The sequence below is a fragment of the Weizmannia agrestimuris genome (assembly GCF_943193165.1).
Taxonomy (GTDB): Bacteria; Bacillota; Bacilli; order Bacillales; family Bacillaceae_C; genus Weizmannia; species Weizmannia faecalis.
Genome location: NZ_CALPDC010000009.1, coordinates 59,942 through 79,309 on the forward strand (window position 1 = coordinate 59,942; position 19,368 = coordinate 79,309).

The 19,368-nt window shown below is 44.8% G+C and carries 18 protein-coding genes; 9 read left to right on the forward strand and 9 right to left on the reverse strand.

Translation table 11 applies throughout. The annotated features are described in order from the left end of the window. Positions 1–308 precede the first annotated feature (308 nt). From NFR98_RS06050 to NFR98_RS06060, 3 genes are all read right to left on the reverse strand, one after another. On the reverse strand, positions 309–899 hold the full coding sequence (locus NFR98_RS06050) for an NADPH-dependent FMN reductase (RefSeq protein WP_071451741.1): 591 nt from the start codon (positions 897–899) through the stop codon (positions 309–311). 264 nt (positions 900–1,163) lie between these two features. Continuing rightward, positions 1,164–1,985: an aldo/keto reductase gene (locus NFR98_RS06055; RefSeq protein ID WP_035182318.1), complete on the reverse strand. Its 822-nt coding sequence runs from the start codon at positions 1,983–1,985 to the stop codon at positions 1,164–1,166. Positions 1,986–2,308: 323 nt separating this feature from the next. Continuing rightward, entirely contained in the window at positions 2,309–3,058 is a 750-nt protein-coding gene (locus NFR98_RS06060) for an alpha/beta hydrolase (protein WP_061577545.1), read from the reverse strand. Between the two features lie 149 nt (positions 3,059–3,207). On the opposite strand from NFR98_RS06060, the gene NFR98_RS06065 reads away from it, so the two are divergent. From NFR98_RS06065 to fbpA, 5 genes are all read left to right on the forward strand, one after another. Further along, on the forward strand, positions 3,208–3,834 hold the full coding sequence (locus NFR98_RS06065) for a spore coat protein (protein WP_251459839.1): 627 nt from the start codon (positions 3,208–3,210) through the stop codon (positions 3,832–3,834). A 376-nt stretch (positions 3,835–4,210) separates the two neighbouring features. After that, on the forward strand, positions 4,211–4,456 hold the full coding sequence (locus tag NFR98_RS06070) for a transposase (RefSeq protein ID WP_251459856.1): 246 nt from the start codon (positions 4,211–4,213) through the stop codon (positions 4,454–4,456). 11 nt (positions 4,457–4,467) lie between these two features. Beyond that, positions 4,468–5,337, forward strand: coding sequence for an IS3 family transposase (locus NFR98_RS06075; protein ID WP_230090539.1), 870 nt, complete (start codon positions 4,468–4,470; stop codon positions 5,335–5,337). A 288-nt stretch (positions 5,338–5,625) separates the two neighbouring features. Beyond that, positions 5,626–6,390, forward strand: a complete 765-nt coding sequence (locus tag NFR98_RS06080; protein WP_251459841.1) for an alpha/beta hydrolase — start codon at positions 5,626–5,628, stop codon at positions 6,388–6,390. Between the two features lie 42 nt (positions 6,391–6,432). After that, positions 6,433–6,618, forward strand: a complete 186-nt coding sequence (gene fbpA, locus NFR98_RS06085; RefSeq protein ID WP_019722237.1) for a Fur-regulated basic protein FbpA — start codon at positions 6,433–6,435, stop codon at positions 6,616–6,618. A gap of 321 nt (positions 6,619–6,939) precedes the next feature. On the opposite strand, the gene NFR98_RS06090 is transcribed toward fbpA, so the two are convergent. From NFR98_RS06090 to NFR98_RS06110, 5 genes are all read right to left on the reverse strand, one after another. Continuing rightward, a complete protein-coding gene (locus NFR98_RS06090; protein ID WP_013858541.1) occupies positions 6,940–7,719 on the reverse strand; it encodes a Cof-type HAD-IIB family hydrolase in 780 nt (259 codons plus the stop codon). 28 nt (positions 7,720–7,747) lie between these two features. Further along, on the reverse strand, positions 7,748–8,290 hold the full coding sequence (locus NFR98_RS06095) for an SIS domain-containing protein (RefSeq protein ID WP_251459843.1): 543 nt from the start codon (positions 8,288–8,290) through the stop codon (positions 7,748–7,750). A gap of 138 nt (positions 8,291–8,428) precedes the next feature. Then, positions 8,429–9,388 (reverse strand): LacI family DNA-binding transcriptional regulator, encoded by a 960-nt coding sequence (locus NFR98_RS06100; RefSeq protein WP_251459846.1) that lies wholly within the window; start codon positions 9,386–9,388, stop codon positions 8,429–8,431. 307 nt (positions 9,389–9,695) lie between these two features. Further along, positions 9,696–11,087 carry an MFS transporter gene (locus tag NFR98_RS06105; RefSeq protein ID WP_251459848.1) on the reverse strand — a complete coding sequence of 464 codons (1,392 nt, stop codon included), beginning with the start codon at positions 11,085–11,087 and terminating at the stop codon, positions 9,696–9,698. A gap of 333 nt (positions 11,088–11,420) precedes the next feature. Then, a complete protein-coding gene (locus tag NFR98_RS06110; protein WP_251459850.1) occupies positions 11,421–12,482 on the reverse strand; it encodes an NAD(P)-dependent alcohol dehydrogenase in 1,062 nt (353 codons plus the stop codon). A 224-nt stretch (positions 12,483–12,706) separates the two neighbouring features. On the opposite strand from NFR98_RS06110, the gene NFR98_RS06115 reads away from it, so the two are divergent. From NFR98_RS06115 to NFR98_RS06125, 3 genes are all read left to right on the forward strand, one after another. Next, positions 12,707–15,226, forward strand: a complete 2,520-nt coding sequence (locus NFR98_RS06115; protein ID WP_104851255.1) for a tetratricopeptide repeat protein — start codon at positions 12,707–12,709, stop codon at positions 15,224–15,226. A gap of 300 nt (positions 15,227–15,526) precedes the next feature. After that, positions 15,527–16,678 (forward strand): radical SAM/CxCxxxxC motif protein YfkAB, encoded by a 1,152-nt coding sequence (gene yfkAB / locus NFR98_RS06120; RefSeq protein ID WP_014095971.1) that lies wholly within the window; start codon positions 15,527–15,529, stop codon positions 16,676–16,678. A 150-nt stretch (positions 16,679–16,828) separates the two neighbouring features. After that, on the forward strand, positions 16,829–17,425 hold the full coding sequence (locus tag NFR98_RS06125; protein WP_061086929.1) for a hypothetical protein: 597 nt from the start codon (positions 16,829–16,831) through the stop codon (positions 17,423–17,425). Positions 17,426–18,049: 624 nt separating this feature from the next. Here the strand turns inward: NFR98_RS06125 and NFR98_RS06130 are convergent. Next, positions 18,050–18,256 carry a YczO family protein gene (locus NFR98_RS06130; RefSeq protein WP_061086930.1) on the reverse strand — a complete coding sequence of 69 codons (207 nt, stop codon included), beginning with the start codon at positions 18,254–18,256 and terminating at the stop codon, positions 18,050–18,052. A 201-nt stretch (positions 18,257–18,457) separates the two neighbouring features. Here NFR98_RS06130 and NFR98_RS06135 point away from each other — a divergent pair, with 201 nt between their 5' ends. After that, the gene (locus NFR98_RS06135) at positions 18,458–18,883 is read left to right on the forward strand and encodes a universal stress protein (protein ID WP_014095974.1); all 426 of its coding nucleotides are present in this window, start codon (positions 18,458–18,460) and stop codon (positions 18,881–18,883) included. Positions 18,884–19,368 lie beyond the last annotated feature (485 nt).

Sequence of the window (19,368 nt, forward strand, 5' to 3'; positions counted from 1 at the left end):
GAGAACATTTATTTGCTATTTTAATTTTACATGGACAGGGAGGGAATGATCAAGAGAAAAACCGTTTTTCTGAAAAATTTTTATATTTAGGTAAGTTTTTTGCAAGCCGTTGTAGTTTAAACAGAGGAGTTACACCTGGCTAATTCCCAGTTTATATTGAATATCGTTCACCAGTTTTTGGTATCTTTTTTCTTCCCGGAGAGCTGCAAAAACGGGATTTTCCTTTACTCTCCTACCACCTGCATCAGAAAAGGGCGGACAGTTTTAGCTGTCCGCCCTTTTCTGAATCGTCCGGTACGTGCGCGGCTTTAATCACGGGAGATGTACGCTGCTTCTTTTGCTTCTTTTGCTTCTTTTGCTTCTTTTATTTTTGCATACGTTTCCGTAAGCATGACGGTGTCCTCCACAAGCCGGCTGATGCGCAAGAGGACGTCTTCATTGACAATTTCTTTCTGGTAAAAATCTTTTTCCTCTATAAAAACATAAGACTGGACAATTTGTGCCCGCATGTAAGACAAAATCGGCTTGATCTGCTGCTCGGCAATCAAATAATGTTTCGGTGAGCCGGCCGTGACAATGATGCTTGCCACCTTATCCCGAAGTGATTTTTCGGGCAGCAGGTCAAACACATTTTTCAATGTCGCCGGAATGGATGCCTGGAAAACCGGCGTGCCGATGATAAGCGCATCCGCGTCCATGACAGTTTGCGCCACAAATTTGGTATCCCCTTCGTAATCCATATAATGGCGCCCGTCGCTGAACTGCACATCGTAATCCGCCAGATCAAGGAGCGTGACTTCCGCGTTTGGATATTTCCCACGGATCACGTTTACCGCGTAGTTCATCGCTGTTCTTGTTTTCGAGCCGACTCGCGAGCCCGAAAGTGCAACAATCTTCATTTATGCTCCCCCTGGTTCTTTGCTGTATATTTTTCAATGCTGGTAAAAAGTTCGCCGATTTCTCTATTTTTTCAAACAGCCTGTGCCGGCCGGGATTGACAGACTGCCGGCGTTATTGCTGTTATACCTTTTCTGTAAACTGCTGCTTTGTTCTTTTGTAACTATTATAATATGAAAAAAGAACGGTTGCACTTAATCGCGCTTCGGAATCGGCTCCGGTACATTTCAAAAGGCTGTCCAAATGAACAGCCTTTTTCTTTCCGTTTATTTTTCTGTCTCTTTCAACTGATCGAGATATTGCATGTCTTCACTGGAAATTTCAAAGTCTACGTCCGCATTTTGCAGGATAAATGCCTCATGCGTCGATTTTGGGAGTGGCAGCACGCCTTTTTGCAAGCAGTAACGGATGCAAACTTGCGGAAGTGTTTTGCCGTATTTGTCTGCAATTTTTTGTATCTCGGTGTTTTCCAGAATTTTTCCAGTAGCAAGCGGCGAATAGGCCTCAACCAGAATGCCATTGTCCTGGCAGAATGCTGTCACATCTTCCTGTGTATGTCCAATGAAGTAACGGATTTGATTGACCATCGGCTTGATTTTTGCATTTTCCATCACGGCTTTCAGGTCGGAAACGCTGAAATTGGAAACGCCAATTGCCCGGCAGCGCCCGCTTTCATAGATTTCCTCCATCGCTTTCCAAACTTCAATATTTTCTTTCGTATAATCGGCCCCCTTTTCGCTCCATGGCCACGGGGCATGAATCAGATAAAGGTCGAGCTGCTCAAGGCCAAGATTTTCCATTGTTTCGTCAAATGTTTTCAGCGCTTTGTCATACGACTTGATTTCCGCCGGCAGCTTGGACGTGACAAAAATGTCGCGCCGGTCAATGCCGGAATCCCGCACTGCTTTGCCGACACTTTCTTCATTATGGTAAGCATAGGCTGTATCAATATGGCGATAGCCGTTTTTTAAAGCAAAAGATACGGCATGGTAAGTGGTTTCGCCATTCGGGACTTGCCATGTACCAAGGCCGATTTTCGGGATCGCCACCCCGTTTTCCAATACAAAAGTTTCATGTAGACTTGACATATACATTCCTCCCAATTTTACAAAAATGGTTTATAATACAGCACCGGCCGTTTCGGTTGCAGCCTATGTGAAGGAACTACGATTTTTTTTGCTTGCTTTCTTTACATAAACACGCTCTATGTTGAGGAACAAGACATTTTTTGCGCGCTTCCTTCAAGTAGACGCCTTCTACGTTAAGGAACAGCGATTTTTACGCCAGCTTCCTTTACATAGACGGACTCTGTGCGCGTGATAAAGCACCAAAAACATGAAACTTCTGATTTTCTTGAACCCTTTTCTGAGCCATCAAGAACCGTTTTCCCGGACCGTCAAATTCCCCTCAATTAAGCATTAGCCGGAAACTGGCCGAGCACTTTATGAAGCCAGGAAACGCTCAGGCCAAACCATTTTTCAACATCTGCATCCACATTTGCTTTTAATCCGTTTGAAGTGTGGGGTTTGGCGAGCGACAATCCATGCTTGCCTTTTTGAAAAATATGCGACTCAAATGGAATGCCATGCGCATTCAACGCCTGCAAGAAGGCAATTGAGTTTTCAATCGGCACGGTTTGGTCTTCAAACGTTGAAAACAGAAAAGCCGGCGGCGTTTCGGCAGTCACTTCCTTGTCAACAGACGGCACCGGAAAAGCAAGGCTTTCGCTCATCGAATCCAAAATACATGGGTAGCCTAAAATCAAGGCATTGGGCTTATTTTTCCCGATCGTACCAAGTGCAGCAGCAAGATGGCCTCCTGCAGAAAAACCAACAACTGCAATTTTTTCAGGGTCAGTATGCCAGTCTTTCGCATGCTCGCGGATCATCGCAATCGCTTCTTCCGCATCTTGTAAAGCCGCTTCAAACCGGAATGTTTCCCCGACAGAGTAGCGCAGTACAAACGCGTTGAATCCTTCCGCCAAATATGCCATTGCAACCGGTTCCGCTTCCCTGTCCGAGGTAAACCGGTAGGCGCCACCGGGAAAAATAAGCACAGCCGGGCGCGCCTCAATATTGCTGAACTCAGGGGATCCGTCCAGCACATACGCTGTCAGTTCAGCATTCTGATGCGCCTTTAAACGTAAAGTTTCTGTCTTCACAACGCTCTCCTCCTTCTGCCCATTTCCGGGACGGCTTTATTTTTACAGTAGCACCGGCCATTACAAAAAACAATGAAAACGTTCCTGTATATCCTGCCCCGTTTAAAACAAAATAAGATTGGTTTAAAAAATGAAGTGGAGGTTGAATCATGAAATTAGCCGCACATGAACTGTACGATTTAAATGAACTGGCGATGAGCTGTGTCAACTCGATTACGAACATGGCATATATGCTCCAGCATGTCCAGGATCCGGCGTTCAAAGAAATTCTTGAAAAACATTTTCCGCTCCATATCCGGGACTACAACATGAAAGTCGAATTTTTAAACAAAGCTGAAGGGGCAAAAAAAGAATTGCCGTTGTTAAATGAAAACCAAGAGATTTCCAACATGGCACTGCAAATGGCCCCGCCGGCTGTCCCTGTCCAGCCGCGGACGATGGTTGAAGATATGAACGACCGCGAAATGGCAACTGCGTATCTGTTAACGCTGAAACGGGCCGGGCGGGAATATGCATGGGCGGCGATGGAAATGGCAAATCCTGAAATCCGGTCGTTTTGCCAGACTGCCTTTATGATGAGCTGCGCCCACGCCTATGACATGTGGCAGTATATGGCATCGAAAGGCTACTATCCGGTTGACCAGGCAGAATCTGTGGATACGGCAAAAATCGGCGCCATGTACCAGGTTGTTCCGGAAAACCAGCCGCAAATCCAGCAGTACATGGCACAGTCCCAGAACCCAAATGCCGGAGACAGCGGGCAATTGTATCAATAATGGCTTCATTCCGGTGAGCCCGGAGTATCAGTGATTAGCCTATTGCGGAAGCAGCTGCTTCTGCAATAGGTTTATTTGTCTATCATTTAAAACCAACTTACATAACAAAAAGAAGAGAAAGGCATTTGATTTTATCTCTAAGTCAATTTCTTGAACTCCTCCCCTTTTCCCGCCCATAATGTATTTGTGGAGCTTATGTCCAATTGGAACACCTAACGGGACAGTTCTTCCGCGGCGGCAGGGGCTTTTTAAGTTAGTCTAAAAAGTGGACACGGAGAAATGAGATTAGTATATAATACAATCATCATTAAAAAGGACGTGTTCATAATGGGGAAACATTACGATCGGGAGTATTAAGGATTATGCTTCAAAATTGGTGGTTGAGGAGGGGAGAAAGGATACTGAGGTAGCTTATGAACTGGAAGTATCCTACAAATCGTTGTGCAGATGGGTTGCTGATTATAGGCAACGGGTAAAAGGTGAACAAACGGCAGAGCGCTACATTACCCCTTCAGAATTAGAAAAGATGAAAAAACAACATGAGAAAGAATTGGCTGAGATACGGGAGGAAAACGAAATCTTAAAAAAGGCCATGCGCATCTTCACAAAAAACCAGGAGTAAAATACCGGTTTATCCAAGCTCATTATGATGAACATTCAGTCGTGAAGATGTGTAAAGTCCTGGAGGTTTCTAAAAGTGGATATTACAAGTGGTTGCGCAACCAGGGGCCATCAAAAAAAGAGGCTTTTCTGAAAGAAATTCGACAGAAAATAAGCAAGTCTTTTCATGAGAGCCAGGGGACGTATGGGAGTCCAAGAGTACACAATGACCTGGTTGAATGGGGCTATACCATTTCCCAAAAAACAGTAGCCCGTTTGATGAAGGAAATGGGTTTGTCAGCCTCGTCTAAAGAAAAGTTCGTTGTTACAACAGATTCCAATCACGATATGAAGATTTATCCTAATCTTCTCAAACGCCAGTTTAATACAGAAGGGCCGAATCAGGTTTGGGTGGTGGATATTACTTATATCTGGACGCTTGAGGGCTGGGTATATTTATCATCCGTGATGAACTTGTTTTCGAGGAAAATAGTGGGATGGCGTATGGGCGGACGTATGAAAAAAGAGTTGCCAATCCAAGCATTGAATATGGCGATTACTTCAAGGCAACCTGGGGAAGGGCTGGTCCATCATTCAGACAGAGGATCCCAGTATTGTTTCAAAGAATATACAGATATTCTAAAAGCAAACGGAATACAAATCAGCATGAGCAGAAAAGGAGATCCATACGACAATGCTTGTATCGAATCTTTTCACGCCACTATCAAGAAGGATTTAATACACAGGAGGCGCTTTGAAACCAGGGCTGCGGCAATGAGAGCTATAAATTACTATATTAGCAGTTTTTACAATGAACGGCGAAAGCACTCCACCTTAGGGTATGTCTCGCCCAACCAATTTGAGAGGAAGCACCAACAAATAACAGAAGAAGATATCTCATAAATTACTCAAATTCCTCTTACGGCGTCAGAGATGATCAATCACGCCTTTCGATTGATCATTTCTGATGCCTAACCAAACGAAGTGCGGTAGGGGTTTTAAATAAAAATATCTCAAATCTATGTGTCTACTTTCTTGACATAAGACCAGCCTCTTTGCATCCTTCTGTTTTTTACCTAACCTATTCCATTTTACCGATAAAACATACTTTACAACTAGGATTAATTGGTTTAAAATTATGTTAACATTTTAAATTCACTGACCATATAAATGTTAGGAAGGAGCTTTTTTATGCATGAATACTATCCCGTTCTTTCGGGTGCAGAATCCTTTTTTATAAAAGGAAATGAAATTGGCATTCTCATCTCGCATGGATTCAACGGCACCCCGCAGAGCGTCCGCTTTTTGGGAGAGGCACTGGCATCGGACGGGTTTACGGTTTGCGCGCCAAGATTAAAGGGACACGGGACGCATATCCTGGACATGGAACGCTGCACTTACAAAGACTGGATTGCTAGCCTTGAAGAAGGTTATCAGCTGCTGAAACGGCATTGCCATGATATTTTTGTTATTGGCCAGTCAATGGGTGGCACACTGGCTTTGCATCTCGCGGAAAAACACCCGGATATCCGGGGAATAGTGTGTATCAACGCGGCTATCCAAAGCATTCCTGAACTGGAAAAATGCCTGGCGAAAGGACGGTTTATTCAAGAGGGCCCGCCGGATATTAAAGCAGCGGGCGTGCATGAAATTTCATATGAAAAAGTGCCGGTGGCTTCCATCCGTGAGCTTCTGTCCGTGATGTGGGAAACGCGGGAAAACCTCTCCGCCATCCATTGCCCCGCACTTTTGTTCCAATCAACAGAAGACCATGTCGTGCCTCCTGAAAATACAGATTATATTGCCGCGCATATTCATGCCAGCCGGAAAAAAATCATCCCGCTCCGCAACTCTTATCATGTCGCAACAATGGATCATGAAAAAGAATGGATTGCGGCACAATGTTCATTATTTGTTCAAGAAATTGCGCATATCGAAACCCGTACGGAAATATGATGAGTTTTAAATCATGCTCCAAAAGGATGGGAGGATGCTCATTTGAAAAATTTTCTGCGGCACGCGATAGAGAAAAAACGGCAATATTTGATAGAACAGCTGATTGCCCTTGGTGCCTATCGGGAAGATGACAAGCAGCTTTTCACCCTGACATTGACGGAACTCGAAACAGAATATGCATACTTCAGCAAAATCAGCCAAGAAAAAGAAGCGTCCGGAAGAGAGTAGTTTTGCCGGCGCTTCTTTTTTGTGTATTTTTTTAATGCCCAAAAACGGCATAGACGTTCCTGCCACAGTAAACGTGACACCTTTATTTAGGGCTTGCTGAACGAATTCGCTTCTGAGTTTGTCTGCAAGCTCTATCTCAAAATATAGCAGAATTTTTTTGCGAAAATGGGTGATTTTATCTGAATTGGCTTTTGAGTGCAAGCTTTTCACCGGATTTGTTGTAAAACTAGCATTTAAATGGTTGCCAAAGCTGTCAGCATCCTTGCCAAATCTAAGCATTTTGCTTATTTAGCAAGCGCTATTCAGCAAGCCCTGCACGGGTTATAACAGCCCGACAATTTGCAGACCGTGGGGAATGCCCATGTCTTCCACCGATTTTGTAATATATTTGGCGGCGGCCTTTACCTTTTCTTCCGCATTTCCCATTGCCACACTGTTTTTAATCATGGACAGCATTTTAATATCATTTAACCCGTCGCCAAACGCATATTGGCGTTCTGGAGGAAAGCCCAATTTTTCAACAATCTTTTCAATTCCTCTCGCTTTTGACCCGCCTTTTGGCAAAACATCGACGGAAAGCGGATGCCAGCGGATAAATTCAAAATCCGGAAACGCCTGTTCATACTGTTTCTCTTCCCCTTCTGAACAGAACAGGAGCGCCTGGTACAATTCACGCCCTTTATAATAATGCGGGTCATACGCAGGCAACCGGCCAATTTTCAAAGACGCAATGCTTTTTTCAATATCCTCGTGGTTTGGCACATTGGCCTTCATGTCTTCATGGTCCATGTAGACAAGCGGATGCTGGTGGGAAAGGGCATATGCAGTCAATTCTTCAAGCGATTGCCTGTTTAACGGATTTTTAAACAATACCTCTCCGTTCATAACAACATATTGCCCGTTATAACTTACAAAAGTATCCATCCCAAGTTCCTTCCGCAAATCTTCAAACATAAACGGGGCCCTGCCCGTTGCAATGGCTGTGACATGGCCATCGCTTTTCAGCTTATCTATCGCTTTTTTGGTTGTGACAGGCAGCTTCTTCTCATGTGTCAGCAAAGTCCCGTCGATATCAAAAAAAATCACGCTTTGTTGCTTCATATTCTTCATAATCCTTTCCCGTTCTATTTCAAGCATACTCATTTTCAGGATGCCGTTTTTTCATTAAAGATGCTGTAATGACATCATAAATCAAAAAACTCAGCAGTTCAAATAAGGTTCCGATTCTATCCGGGGTGAGGCCGGCCTGTTTTATGCTTTCAAATTCAGACGATTCATCCGGCAACAAGACCGTCAAATCCGCCATTTTTGCAAGAGTTGATTCGGGAGAAGCCGTGATGGCCACCATTTTTATGCCGTGGAGCCTAGCTTTTCGGGCGGCATTCAATAAAGTAGGATTTTCTCCCGATTTTGAGCTGAACAGGATGGTATCCCCTTTTTCAGGAACAGGTGAAATCAAATCGCCGATCATCCCAACCCGGAACCCCAAATGGACCAGCCTGTTGGCAAAGACACGGAGGATCATTTCCGAACAGCCCGTTCCTGCCAAAAACAAACGGTTCGACCGGCCAATCACCTCTACAACCTTCTCTAATGGTTGATCGCCTACTTTACTGCACAAACTGGCATACAGTTCTAAAACCATGGCCTTTGCATCTTCCAGTATATTCACTTTTCTCCCTCCCCGTTTGATAAAGCACAAGCATCCCTTTTGTGGCACTGCTGCAGACGCCGTTTTTGTTTTGGCAGGCTGAGGTTGGCCGGGCTTTACACGCGGCAGAACTGAATGGAACTTCCTCAGTCTTTATCCCTATACCGTGCCTCTTTCAATGAGTTTTGCTGAGATTTCCTTGTTTTTAATTTCCTTCGTCAAAACCTGGCGAACAAGGTTCCGGCCCATGTCAACAAGCGGGATATCTATGGTTGTGATATTCAGCATTCCAGCAATCGGTTCATTGTCAAATCCGATGATCGCCAGCTCATCCGGAATAGAAATCTGCTGTTTGTTGCAACTGATGACAATCCCCGCTGCAACCTGGTCACTTGTCACAAGCAATGCAGAAGGAGGCGGGTCCAATTCTTTTACCCGGCTCAAAACCCTTTCTCCATCCTCATAGTCGTAGCATTGGTCAAAAATATATTCCGGATGGTGCGGCAAATGGTATTTTTCATGAAAATCCCAATAGGCTTTATCGCGATTCCGGCTGTTGGTGCCGGATTTCCTGCCGATGCAATACCCAATTTTCGTATGGCCTTTCCGGTACAAAAACTCCAGTGCATCCATAAAAATTTTATAGTGGTCAATATAGGTTGACGATATTTCGCCGCCTTTTACACATTCACAAAGCGCAATCGGACCGAATGGCAAGTATTCTTCAATTTTGCGCATGCTGCAGGCGCGCGAACAAATGATTAAACCGTCAATTTGCTTTTGTTGCAGCATTTGTAAGGCTTCCGCTTCCCTACTTTCCATATAGTCTGTTTGAAACAAAAGCAGCTTATGGTTATACTCAAGCGCCTGCTTTGCGATCCCTTTCAATAAAAGGGCAAAATAAGGATGATCTGTAAACGGCAAAACGACCCCGATCAATTTTGTTTTCCCTTTACTTAAATGGACGGCATTGATGTTTTTATGGTACCGGGTCGCTTTCACCGCTTTTAAGACGGCGTTCTTTTTTTCTTCACTTACATACGGATGATTGTTCAGCACACGGGAGACGGTCGTCACAGACACGCCGGCCATTTTCGCCAAGTCTCTGATATTTGTCATAACCTCACCTATTAAAACAGTTGCGATTTTTCAGCAGGCATCCATGCTTTAGGATGGAAGTGTTTAAACCAAGCCCCAGCCAGCAGGCTCATTTTTTATGTAGTTATAGTGTAAATGATGAAACGCATTTCATGTCAATTGTTATTTTTGCAAAATTCGTTTCAATGTTGAAACAGAAAAGCGCCGGTGAAGATGTGGACATGCAAAAAAGGGCTGGTTGCTGCAGCCCTCCCATTTTACCGGGGAAAAGGGCACCGGTATCCCGGCCGGCCCCTTGATCTTTTCAAAAGTCCCCATACATACGGTTTCATCTTTTCTGCTCCAGTTCTTTCATCATCTTCTTGTATCTGTTTTCTGTAATCGGATAAAAGCTGATCAGCAAAACAGACAGCAGAATAAAAATGCCGGGGATGATTGCATTCATGTCCTTAATCGCTTGAAGGGATGAAACGGACTGGGCTGCATTCGGAACATAGCCGGCCTTGTTTAAAAAGAATGCTGAAAATGAACCGGCGAGCGCAACGCCCAGTTTATTGGTAAAACTCATGCTGGAAATGACCACACCGTCTGCGCGGATTCCCGTTTTCCACTCTGCATAGTCCACACAATCCGCAAGCATCCCCCATGCGAGCGTGTTCAGCGGGGTGGTAAAAAACCCGGAAACAAACAGTAAAAACAAAATCAGCGGAATGGAGGAATATGCTGTAAATTGCAAGCCGGCATAAGAAATCAGGGAAAGGGCTGCCGAAATCATCATGACGTTCTTCCTGCCCCATTTTTCGGACAGGCCGGGGATGAACATATTGCTAATCAGCGCAGCGCCAAAAAATAACAGCGTCCCCATAAACACCAAGTCTTTGCGGTGGACATTATAGGTGAAGTAGTAAACCATTGTCGTCAATTTAATGTTAAAACCGACAGCAAAAGCCAGAAAAGAAGAAGCCAGAATGAGCAAAGGTTTATTTCGGATCAGGACGGTCAAAGTTTTCTTTACGCCTTGTTTTTTTTCTGGTTTTACAGCGACCCTCTCCCGCACTGCCAGGAAACTGATCAAATTTAACGCAAAGCTTGCGGCCGCATAAACAAGCGCCGTTATTTGAAATCCTTTTGCCTGGTCATCGCCGCCGAAATATTGGGCAAGCGGTGTCGCACAAGATATGGAGAGAAGAATTCCGATATAGACCAAAATCATCCTGATCGTTGTCAATAATGTCCGTTCCTGTAAATTGTCCGTCATTCTTGCAGTCAGGCTGTTTACCGGTATCGTCTGCATGCTGAATGACATCCCGAGCAAAATATAGGTCACGTATGCATAAATTCTGTTGCCCGCCACACTAAAATGGGGCGTTGTAAAACACAAAAAAGTAAACAAAGCAAGAGGAAATGCCGCCCACAATAAGTACGGCCGGGCTTTCCCCCATCTGCTGTTTGTCTTATCCATAATGGCGCCCATCACCGGGTCAAAAATGGCATCCAAAACGCGCACAACAAGGAACAAAGTGCCAATGACAGCAGGTGAAATCCCGTCCACATCGGTATAATAGAATAACAGATAGGCGTTTACGAACTGGAAAATGATATTATAAGACATATCCCCGAGCCCGTAACCGATTCGTTCCGTCCAAGACAACCTGCCGCCGGAATCGCTCCTTTTATTTTCCGCTGCATTGAATCGTACTGTTTTATCAGAAACCAACATAGATGATACCTCCGAATGCGTTTTCAATGATTCGTTCATTCAACTGCCTGCAGGAAAATGCACATTTTGTACCGGTTTTCCCTTCAAACATACAAATGGATGATGGATGCGGGTTCGGCTTGAAATTCATCGGCCAGCCCGCATCATCCTCCCCATTCTATGATTCGTGTGACATCCTACAGGCCATCATGATTTCGATCCTATTTTTCCGGTGAAACCCATCCGGCCCGCGCTTGTAGATTGCAACCATTTTCTATAAAATGAACGAATGATACTACCCTTTTCCTAAATAGGGATGCCTCGCTCTTGTTATAAATGAACGGCTCAGTATTTTCAGTTGTTCGGATAAACCATGACTTTCAGGCATTCGTTCTTGAAATTCAGTGCGCGTTCCATCGCCTGATAAGTATCTTCCAAGGCATATTGATCCGTCACCAGTTTTTTCACATCCGCGATGCCGGAAGCCAAAAATTTTATGCCTTTTGGATACGTATTCGCATAACGGAAAACACCGTAAATATCAATTTCATTATCCGCGATAAATGGGACGTTCAACGGAATTTCATTTTGAGCCGGTAAACCGACAATGGCCAGCTTCCCGCCGCGGCATACAGATGCAAGCGCTGATTGGAGCGCTGCTGGATTACCTGCTGTTTCCCAAGCAACATCAACCCCCTTGCCATTGGTGATGTCTTGAATTGCTTCATAAGGATCTTGTTCGCGAATATTGATCGCATAGGTAGCGCCCATTTCTTTTGCCGCTTCAAGCCGCAATGGTTCCAAGTCCGTTACAATAATGTTCGACGCTCCGAAGGCCCTCGCTGCCACAACAGCCATTAAACCGACCGGACCCATTCCCATAATCGCTACGGTCGATCCCGGTTGCAGTTTTGTTCTTGTGGCTGCGTGAATGCCAACGGAAAAAGGTTCAACAAGAGAAGCCTCTTCATAAGAAAGCGCATCCGGAATGGCGAACACAAAGTCTTCTCGCATTTTAATATATTGGCAAAAGGCACCATCTACAGGAGGGGTTGCCAAAAATTGGACATGTGGGCAAAGATTGTAACGCCCTTCTTTACATGCTTCACAATGCCCGCAAGTGACACCTGGCTCAACAGCGACTCTGTCCCCTACTTTAAAATGGCGGACTTTTGAACCAACTGCTGCAATTTCCCCTGCACATTCATGCCCGAGAATAAACGGCTTGTCCACTACATATTTTCCAATTCTGCCCGTTTCGTAATAATGTAAATCCGAACCGCAAATGCCGACCGCCATGACTTTAATTAAAACTTCATTTTCTTCAATTTGCGGAACAGGCAATGTCTCAATCGAAATATTTCGTGTCCCGTGCATCACTGCTGCTTTCATTGTTTCAGGTATATGGTTTGTCATCTTCAAAGTCCCTCTCTTTGAAAAACTGGATTTCCGGAATATACCGTGATGAAAGTGCATTCATTTTGGCATATTCTGTTTTCACTATTTTTATCATACAAAACGGATGAAAGGGGAACCAGCTATTGTTGCTGTATAAAAGGACAGCCGCACTGTATGTTTTATGCTTAAATTTTAGACTTCGGTTATTATATTGATAAAATATAGGAAAGGAGGTGAGGTCCTTGGCCGAACTTGAAAACCAAAAAAAGTTTTCCAGTCTGCTATCTTCCGGTGTTAAAGCTTTAAAACAGCACCCGGATTACAAGACAAATAGAGAAGCCGGCAACAAAACCGGACAATCTTACATGGAAAAAATCGCATACAAACTGGGTGTATCCCCTAACACCGTTAAAAGCTGGATCGGCCAAATGGGATCGAAGTATATTCCGGGCCGGATCGAGGATGCCAAACTGTTCGGCATCATCTGGCTCATTCTTGAAAAAGGATGCATGAATGTAACGTGGTTCATGGAATTGCTGAAAACCACTTCCATCCCTGTCATCGAACCGGCATTGCCGGCATGGATGGCGTCCTGCCTTAAAAAAGCAAAAACGATGAACGATAACGGGACAATCGGTACGCCCCCGCCCGAGGAAATCAATATGGCCATCACCCGTCTGTTTGGAAACGCCGCTGTGCTTGAAAGCGAAGAGAAAAACAAATTTTCCGCGCACAACCTGCCCGCACGCTGGTCAGGGCGCTTTATTGGCAGAAAATCAGATTTACAAGCCATCTATCACTGGCTTCTTTCCCCTTCGCCTGTTTGTTCCATTACAGGGTGGGCCGGCGTGGGAAAAACGACGCTCGCCCTTGAAGCCGCTTATGCTTGTGCAGGGGAACCGGGTGAAGAAGCTGCAAATGTCTCTGATAAGTGGCCGGCGTTTAACTGCATCATTTGGTTCAGCACCCATTTAACAGGATTAAGTTTCAATGATTTTTTAAATACAATCGCTTACCAGCTTGGACAGACAGAACAAATTGATAAACCGGTCATGGAAAAACGTTTTGCAGTGCGGCATGCTTTGCAGCTTTTTTCCAGGGAAAAGCCGATACTGCTTATTGTGGATAGTATGGACGCCGCTGAAAAAGAGGTGATTGAATTCATTATCAACCTCCCTCAAGGTGTAAAAGCGATGCTGACTTCCCGAGAAAACTACAATCAAGATTATAAAGACGCTTTTCAAAATTTCACAATTGTCAAGTTAAAGGGATTAAACGAAAAAGAGGCATTTTCATATTTGTCATTTGTCATCCGCGAACATTTGCAAACCGGCAGTGCACCTAACCAGGAAGAGTTGCGGCATCTGACACCGGAGATGCAGGCAAAACTGATTAAAGCGGCCGCCGGGAATCCAAAAGCGCTGTCCCTCAGTGTTGCCTATATCAGTGACGGCGGCATTCCGGCAGAACAACTCATTCAGGAAATCGAAAGCGCCGGGTATTCATTACTGGAGTTATTTGAATTTCTTTTCGGGAGAACATGGAAGCGCATCGATGAAGCAGCCCGCCGTTTATGGCAGGTGCTCTGTTTTTTTGAAAAGCCGCCCGTTGAAGCTGCCTGGGCCGCAGCGGCAGGATTGGATGCCAGGGGCTTTTATACAGCAGTTGAACAAATGCGGAATTATGCGCTGATCCAGCCTGGCCGGACAGACGGAAAATTGCGCTATCCCGCACATCAAACCGTGATTGCCTACGGTGAACAGCACTTGTCGGAAAACCGGCAGCTGGAAAAAGAGGCACGAAAACGATGGGCCCGCTATTATATCCATTTTTTGGATACCCATTTAAAACGGGAACAGCCCAATATATTCTACTGGCGCTATCTGCTTGGCCGGGATCTCGATGATCTGAAGCAGGAATGGACGAACATTCGCAAGGTAATGGAATGGTCCTGCCAATCAGACGAAAAGGAAATATTGATTGAATTCGTAGTCCGTACCAGCCATTTTTTAAGCCGGGTCAATCTGCCTTTACGGGTCGAATACGGGCGAAAAGCAGCTGATTTTGCTGCTGCACTGGGAAAAAGCATGCTCGAAGCTTTCTTTCGGATTGATACGGTTGGATGGGCGCTGATGGAAATGAATGAGCTGAAAGAGGCGCTCACACAAATTGATGCCGGGCTAAAGCGGCTATCCGGCCTGGATGCTGGCAATGAGGATACCCGCGACTTGATGGTCTGGGGGCATGCCTTAAAATCAAGGATGCTTCTTAAATCGGGCGACCCCGATCAGGCAGAGTCCATTCTCGGCAAAGTCATTCCGGTCCCCTCCACCCCGATGATCAAGCACCGTGTTTTATTAGTCCAGGGCGATTTATATTTGGAACGGAAAAAATACAAAGAGGCCATCCGTGCATATGAAGCTGCTAATCAAATCAGCCATTCTTACGGCGGGGAAAAGACGATTGAAGCCTATTTTAATCTCGGCATCGCATACGTGGAAAATCAGCAGTTTGAAAAAGCGGCGGCGGCATTTGAAAAGATGCTTTATCAAAAAAACAAAGCCAACCCGATTGAGTTAATGTACTATCACTACGGCATGGCCAGATTATTTGCCAAAAAAGGCGATTTGGCATACGCCCTTTATTTCAGTCAGGAAGCTCTTCATCTCGCTGCGTCATGGGAACAAAACATCAGTATCCGCGATGAAGCAGAAAAGTTCAATCAGTTTATAAAGAAAAAAATCCAATATCAAAACGGATGAATGGCGTCGATCTAGGTGCCCGTGCCATAACGAGCCTTGCATCAGAGAAAAATGGCAAACAGCCGGTGCAACTTTTTAAGACAGACGTCACTGCTTTAGCGAAGGCAGCATACCGTACTTTTTACGAAAAACACCCGGAGCCCAGGAAATGGAATCTGCGAAAAAAGAAACAGGCTGCATGTTATAATGAACCATGGCATATATAGGAAAAAAGCAGAAAAAGGAGGGGCCTGCCGTTTGGAGGTGGAATCATGCGCAAAGCAGGCGCCCGGATTGACTTTTTGAAAAAGGAGCACAAACATGTTAAAAGAAGAAACACAACGAAGCATTACGCCTGAATACGATCCGTGGGAAGCATACATGGACATCACGACGCACGGCAAACTGACTTTGTCGAATATTGAATTCACAACGACCACTTTATGCAATATGCGCTGCGAACATTGTGCGGTCGGTTACACGCTGCAGCCAAAAGATCCGGATGCGCTGCCGCTTGATCTGCTGCTCAGGCGGCTGGATGAAATCAGCACACTGCGCTGCATCAGCATTACCGGCGGCGAGCCGATGCTGTCAACCAAATCTGTTGAAAATTACGTTCTGCCGCTGTTACAATATGCGCATGAAAGAGGGATTCGCACCCAAATCAATTCCAACTTAACAATGAAACTCGAAAAATATGTGCAAATTGCGCCTTATCTCGATGTGCTGCACATTTCCCACAACTGGGGAACTGTCCGTGATTATATTGACGGCGGGTTTGCCAACATGCGGATCAAGCCAAGCGATCAGCACGGTGAAAAATTGTTCAGGCGTATCGTGGAAAACAGCCGCGCCTTGTCGGAGATGGGCGTGATGGTTTCTGCGGAAACGATGTTAAACAAGCGCACATTGCCTTATATGGAACAAATCCATCATCAAATTGTCGAAGAAATGAAATGTGCAAGGCACGAAATTCACCCAATGTACCCAAGTGATTTTGCTGCTGATCTTGAAGTGCTCAGCTTGGATGAAATTCGAGAAGCCATCCACCATTTGCTCGATATCCGTGATGAAAGCGTGTGGATGCTGTTTGGCACGCTGCCATTTTATCCGTGCAGCCCTAATCCAGAAGACCAGGCCTTATTGAAAAGATTGTACGAAAGCAAAAATGTGACCCTCCGCAATGATCCGGACGGCCGCTCCCGCCTGAATGTCAATATTTTTACGGGTGATGTGATTGTCACGGATTTTGGCGATACACCACCGCTTGGCAATATCCAGCATGACAGGCTGCCCGACGTCTTTGAAAAATGGCTCGAAACACCCATTGCAAAATCGCTGAATTGCCATTGCCCGCAAGTCAAATGTCTCGGACCGAACATTTTAGTCAAAAATGCTTACTATAAAAATATTGATTTTACCCAACGAAAAGCAGTCATCGACATGCAGGGCGCCTCTTCCAGGATGGGCTAAAAATGGCAGAAGCATGGGGTGCGCCTGCCCCATGCTTTCTCGTAATCTCAACTACTTTTATCCTGATTATTTTCATTCTAATGCGTTACAATACGCAACAAAGATGATTGGATGTAGCATAAAATGACTTTTGATCAGGAGGGAATAAAATTGGGTTGGTTTATCGGGATTATCATTATTATCTTGCTCGTGTATTTTTTAATCATCCGTCCTTTGATCGAGCGGAACCGCCCGCAAATCATTGAACCGCGAAGAAGCATTTACAATGGGGATGCCTATGACCCGCACCCGGAGCAAACCGGATGGAACGATGGGGGTAATGCCGGAATCGGCCGGTTTGGCATGTTTGCCGGCGGGATGGCAACAGGTGCATTGCTGACGTATTTACTGGAACAGGGCAGAATCGGTTTAGACCAGTTCGAGCATTTTCAAAATCTTGATGGCAACGATCTGTTGCAAGAACTGGAAGAGCAAAATATTTTACAACAGGATGAGATTGACCATCTCCAAGATACTTTAAGCAACTTTGAAGACAATGGCCATGACGGTCATGAAGACGGGGATCATGGAGACCACGACCAGCAAGATACCGGTTTTGATTTGGCTCATTTCAGTTCCCATGAGGATCATGACGCACATGACAACGACCAGCAAGACGCCGGATTCGATCTGGCTGATTTCAGTTCCAATGATGACAATGACTTTGGCGGATGGGATAGCGGATCGGATGACAATAACTGGCTGTAAGCATATAAACAGAACAGGTGCCGCAACCAAAAGCAGATGCAAGTTATGACTTGGTGGAGGCTGGCTTTAAAAAAATTTACGGAACAGGTGCTGCAACTGCCTGTTCCGTTTCCTTATGACGGGTTTCCAGCAGGCTAACCTGCATTGGCATTTGCCAAAGGTTTTGCAAGGGCTAGAACTTAGAAATGAGATTGGCAGCGTAAATGTATTTAGGGCTTGCTGAATAAGCGAAATTCCTAGATTTGGCAAGGATGCTGACAGCTTTGGCAACCATTTAAATGCAAAGGTTTTACAACAAATCCAGGGAAATGCCTGCACGCGAAAGCCGATTCAACGTATGGAGAAGACAAACTCACGCATTTTCGCATATATTTTGCGATGGAGTTTGCAGACAAATTGGGCACAAATTCAGAACCGGATTCGTTCAGCAAGCCCTATTTATAACTTTGGTCAAAGGTTTTGCAAGGGCTAGAACCTACCGCTCCGGGCAAGACAGATCCATCGCTGTTCCATTGTTTTAAGCGACAGTACCCACTCGAATCTTGGCGAAAAACATACTAGAAGCACCCGGGGATTCGGATTCCGTTTTTATCGGCCATCCCGCGGGTGCTTTGCTTACAAGGTTTACGGTTTGTACTTTTTTTCGCTTGAAGAAGTCGTTTTTTTGTCATGATCCGTTTTTTCTTCAAGCTTTTCTTCTCGCAAGTCTTCCATTGGGATCGGGTCAACTGTTTGTTCACTCATAAATTTATCATGCATGTCTTCGTTTTCTGTTGCAAATTGTTCGGGGTTGTGCATTTTCCGTTGCGATTTCTTTTTGTTTTCGTTCATTTCATATCACCTCGTATGGTTCAATACCCTTTATTTTTCCGAAAAAAAACAGAAAATATCCGACGAACACGCAAAAAATAAACCGTGCCTGTCCACCCCAAGGGGCAGAGATTTTGTGTTTTTCTCGTATTCTCTGTTAATTGTTGCAATTTTTTATGATATGATAAGGTTGATGAGAAGAAAGCCGATGGAGATGATTTTATGTTTAATCGTATTCTTGTGGCAATAGACGGTTCAAAAATGAGTGAAAAAGCACTGAAATCCGCACTGAATTTTGCAAAAGAAAGGTTTACAAAAATCGGTGTCATCCATGTGGAGAAAAATCCGGTTATTCCGGAGGGGATGCCAAATGCATCAATAGATACCCTTTATTCTGAACAGCAGAGGGACGGGGACGATTTGCTAGACCAAGCCGCCGCTCTTGCTGAAGAGGAAGAAATTGAGATAGAGAAGTTTTATGAAACGGGCGATCCCGCTGCCCAGATTGTCAGAAAGGCGGAAGAAGGAAACTATCAGCTTATCATTATGGGAAGCAGAGGACTCGGAAACCTGAAGGGGCTCATGCTTGGCAGCGTCAGCCAGAAAGTCACCCAGCTCGCCAAATGTCCGGTACTGATTATAAAATAGTCCTGTTTCAAAAGCCTGTCCAGAAATACCGGACAGGCTTTTTTAAATTTTACCGGCCAAGTGCCTCTTTACATACAGGCCCTTTACGTAAACTTATCCCCAAAAATCCTTGTTTTCCTTTATTTAGACGGTGCCTACGTGAACTTATGGTTGGATTTTCGCATTGTTCCTTAACGTAGAACTGCTCTATGTGAACTTATGGCCGGATTTTTGCATTGTTCCTTAACGTAGAACCACTCTATGTGAACTTTTGACCGGATTTTTCGTCCGTTCCTTAACGTAGAACCGCTCTATGTGAACTTTTGACCGGATTTTTTGTCTGTTCCTTAACGTAGAACGATTAAGTCCGTATAATTGTGTAAAAAGAAGGAGTCATTTTATCAACTCTTGGCAACACTGTTTTCAACGACAATAAACAATGAAAAGAGGAGATAAAATGACTCACTTACAGTTTAACCTAAATTTGGATGTTTTAAAAGAAGCCA

What these genes read in the sequence shown, in the direction of transcription:
- NFR98_RS06080 (WP_251459841.1), top strand. Translation starts at nt 5,626, where the DNA reads ATGCATGAATACTATCCCGTTCTTTCGGGTGCAGAATCCTTTTTTATA.
- NFR98_RS06105 (WP_251459848.1), bottom strand. Translation starts at nt 11,087, where the DNA reads ATGTTGGTTTCTGATAAAACAGTACGATTCAATGCAGCGGAAAATAAA.
- NFR98_RS06110 (WP_251459850.1), bottom strand. Translation starts at nt 12,482, where the DNA reads ATGACAAACCATATACCTGAAACAATGAAAGCAGCAGTGATGCACGGG.
- NFR98_RS06090 (WP_013858541.1), bottom strand. Translation starts at nt 7,719, where the DNA reads ATGAAGCAACAAAGCGTGATTTTTTTTGATATCGACGGGACTTTGCTG.
- NFR98_RS06065 (WP_251459839.1), top strand. Translation starts at nt 3,208, where the DNA reads ATGAAATTAGCCGCACATGAACTGTACGATTTAAATGAACTGGCGATG.
- NFR98_RS06050 (WP_071451741.1), bottom strand. Translation starts at nt 899, where the DNA reads ATGAAGATTGTTGCACTTTCGGGCTCGCGAGTCGGCTCGAAAACAAGA.
- NFR98_RS06100 (WP_251459846.1), bottom strand. Translation starts at nt 9,388, where the DNA reads ATGACAAATATCAGAGACTTGGCGAAAATGGCCGGCGTGTCTGTGACG.
- NFR98_RS06130 (WP_061086930.1), bottom strand. Translation starts at nt 18,256, where the DNA reads ATGAACGAAAACAAAAAGAAATCGCAACGGAAAATGCACAACCCCGAA.
- yfkAB (WP_014095971.1), top strand. Translation starts at nt 15,527, where the DNA reads ATGTTAAAAGAAGAAACACAACGAAGCATTACGCCTGAATACGATCCG.
- NFR98_RS06055 (WP_035182318.1), bottom strand. Translation starts at nt 1,985, where the DNA reads ATGTCAAGTCTACATGAAACTTTTGTATTGGAAAACGGGGTGGCGATC.
- NFR98_RS06135 (WP_014095974.1), top strand. Translation starts at nt 18,458, where the DNA reads ATGTTTAATCGTATTCTTGTGGCAATAGACGGTTCAAAAATGAGTGAA.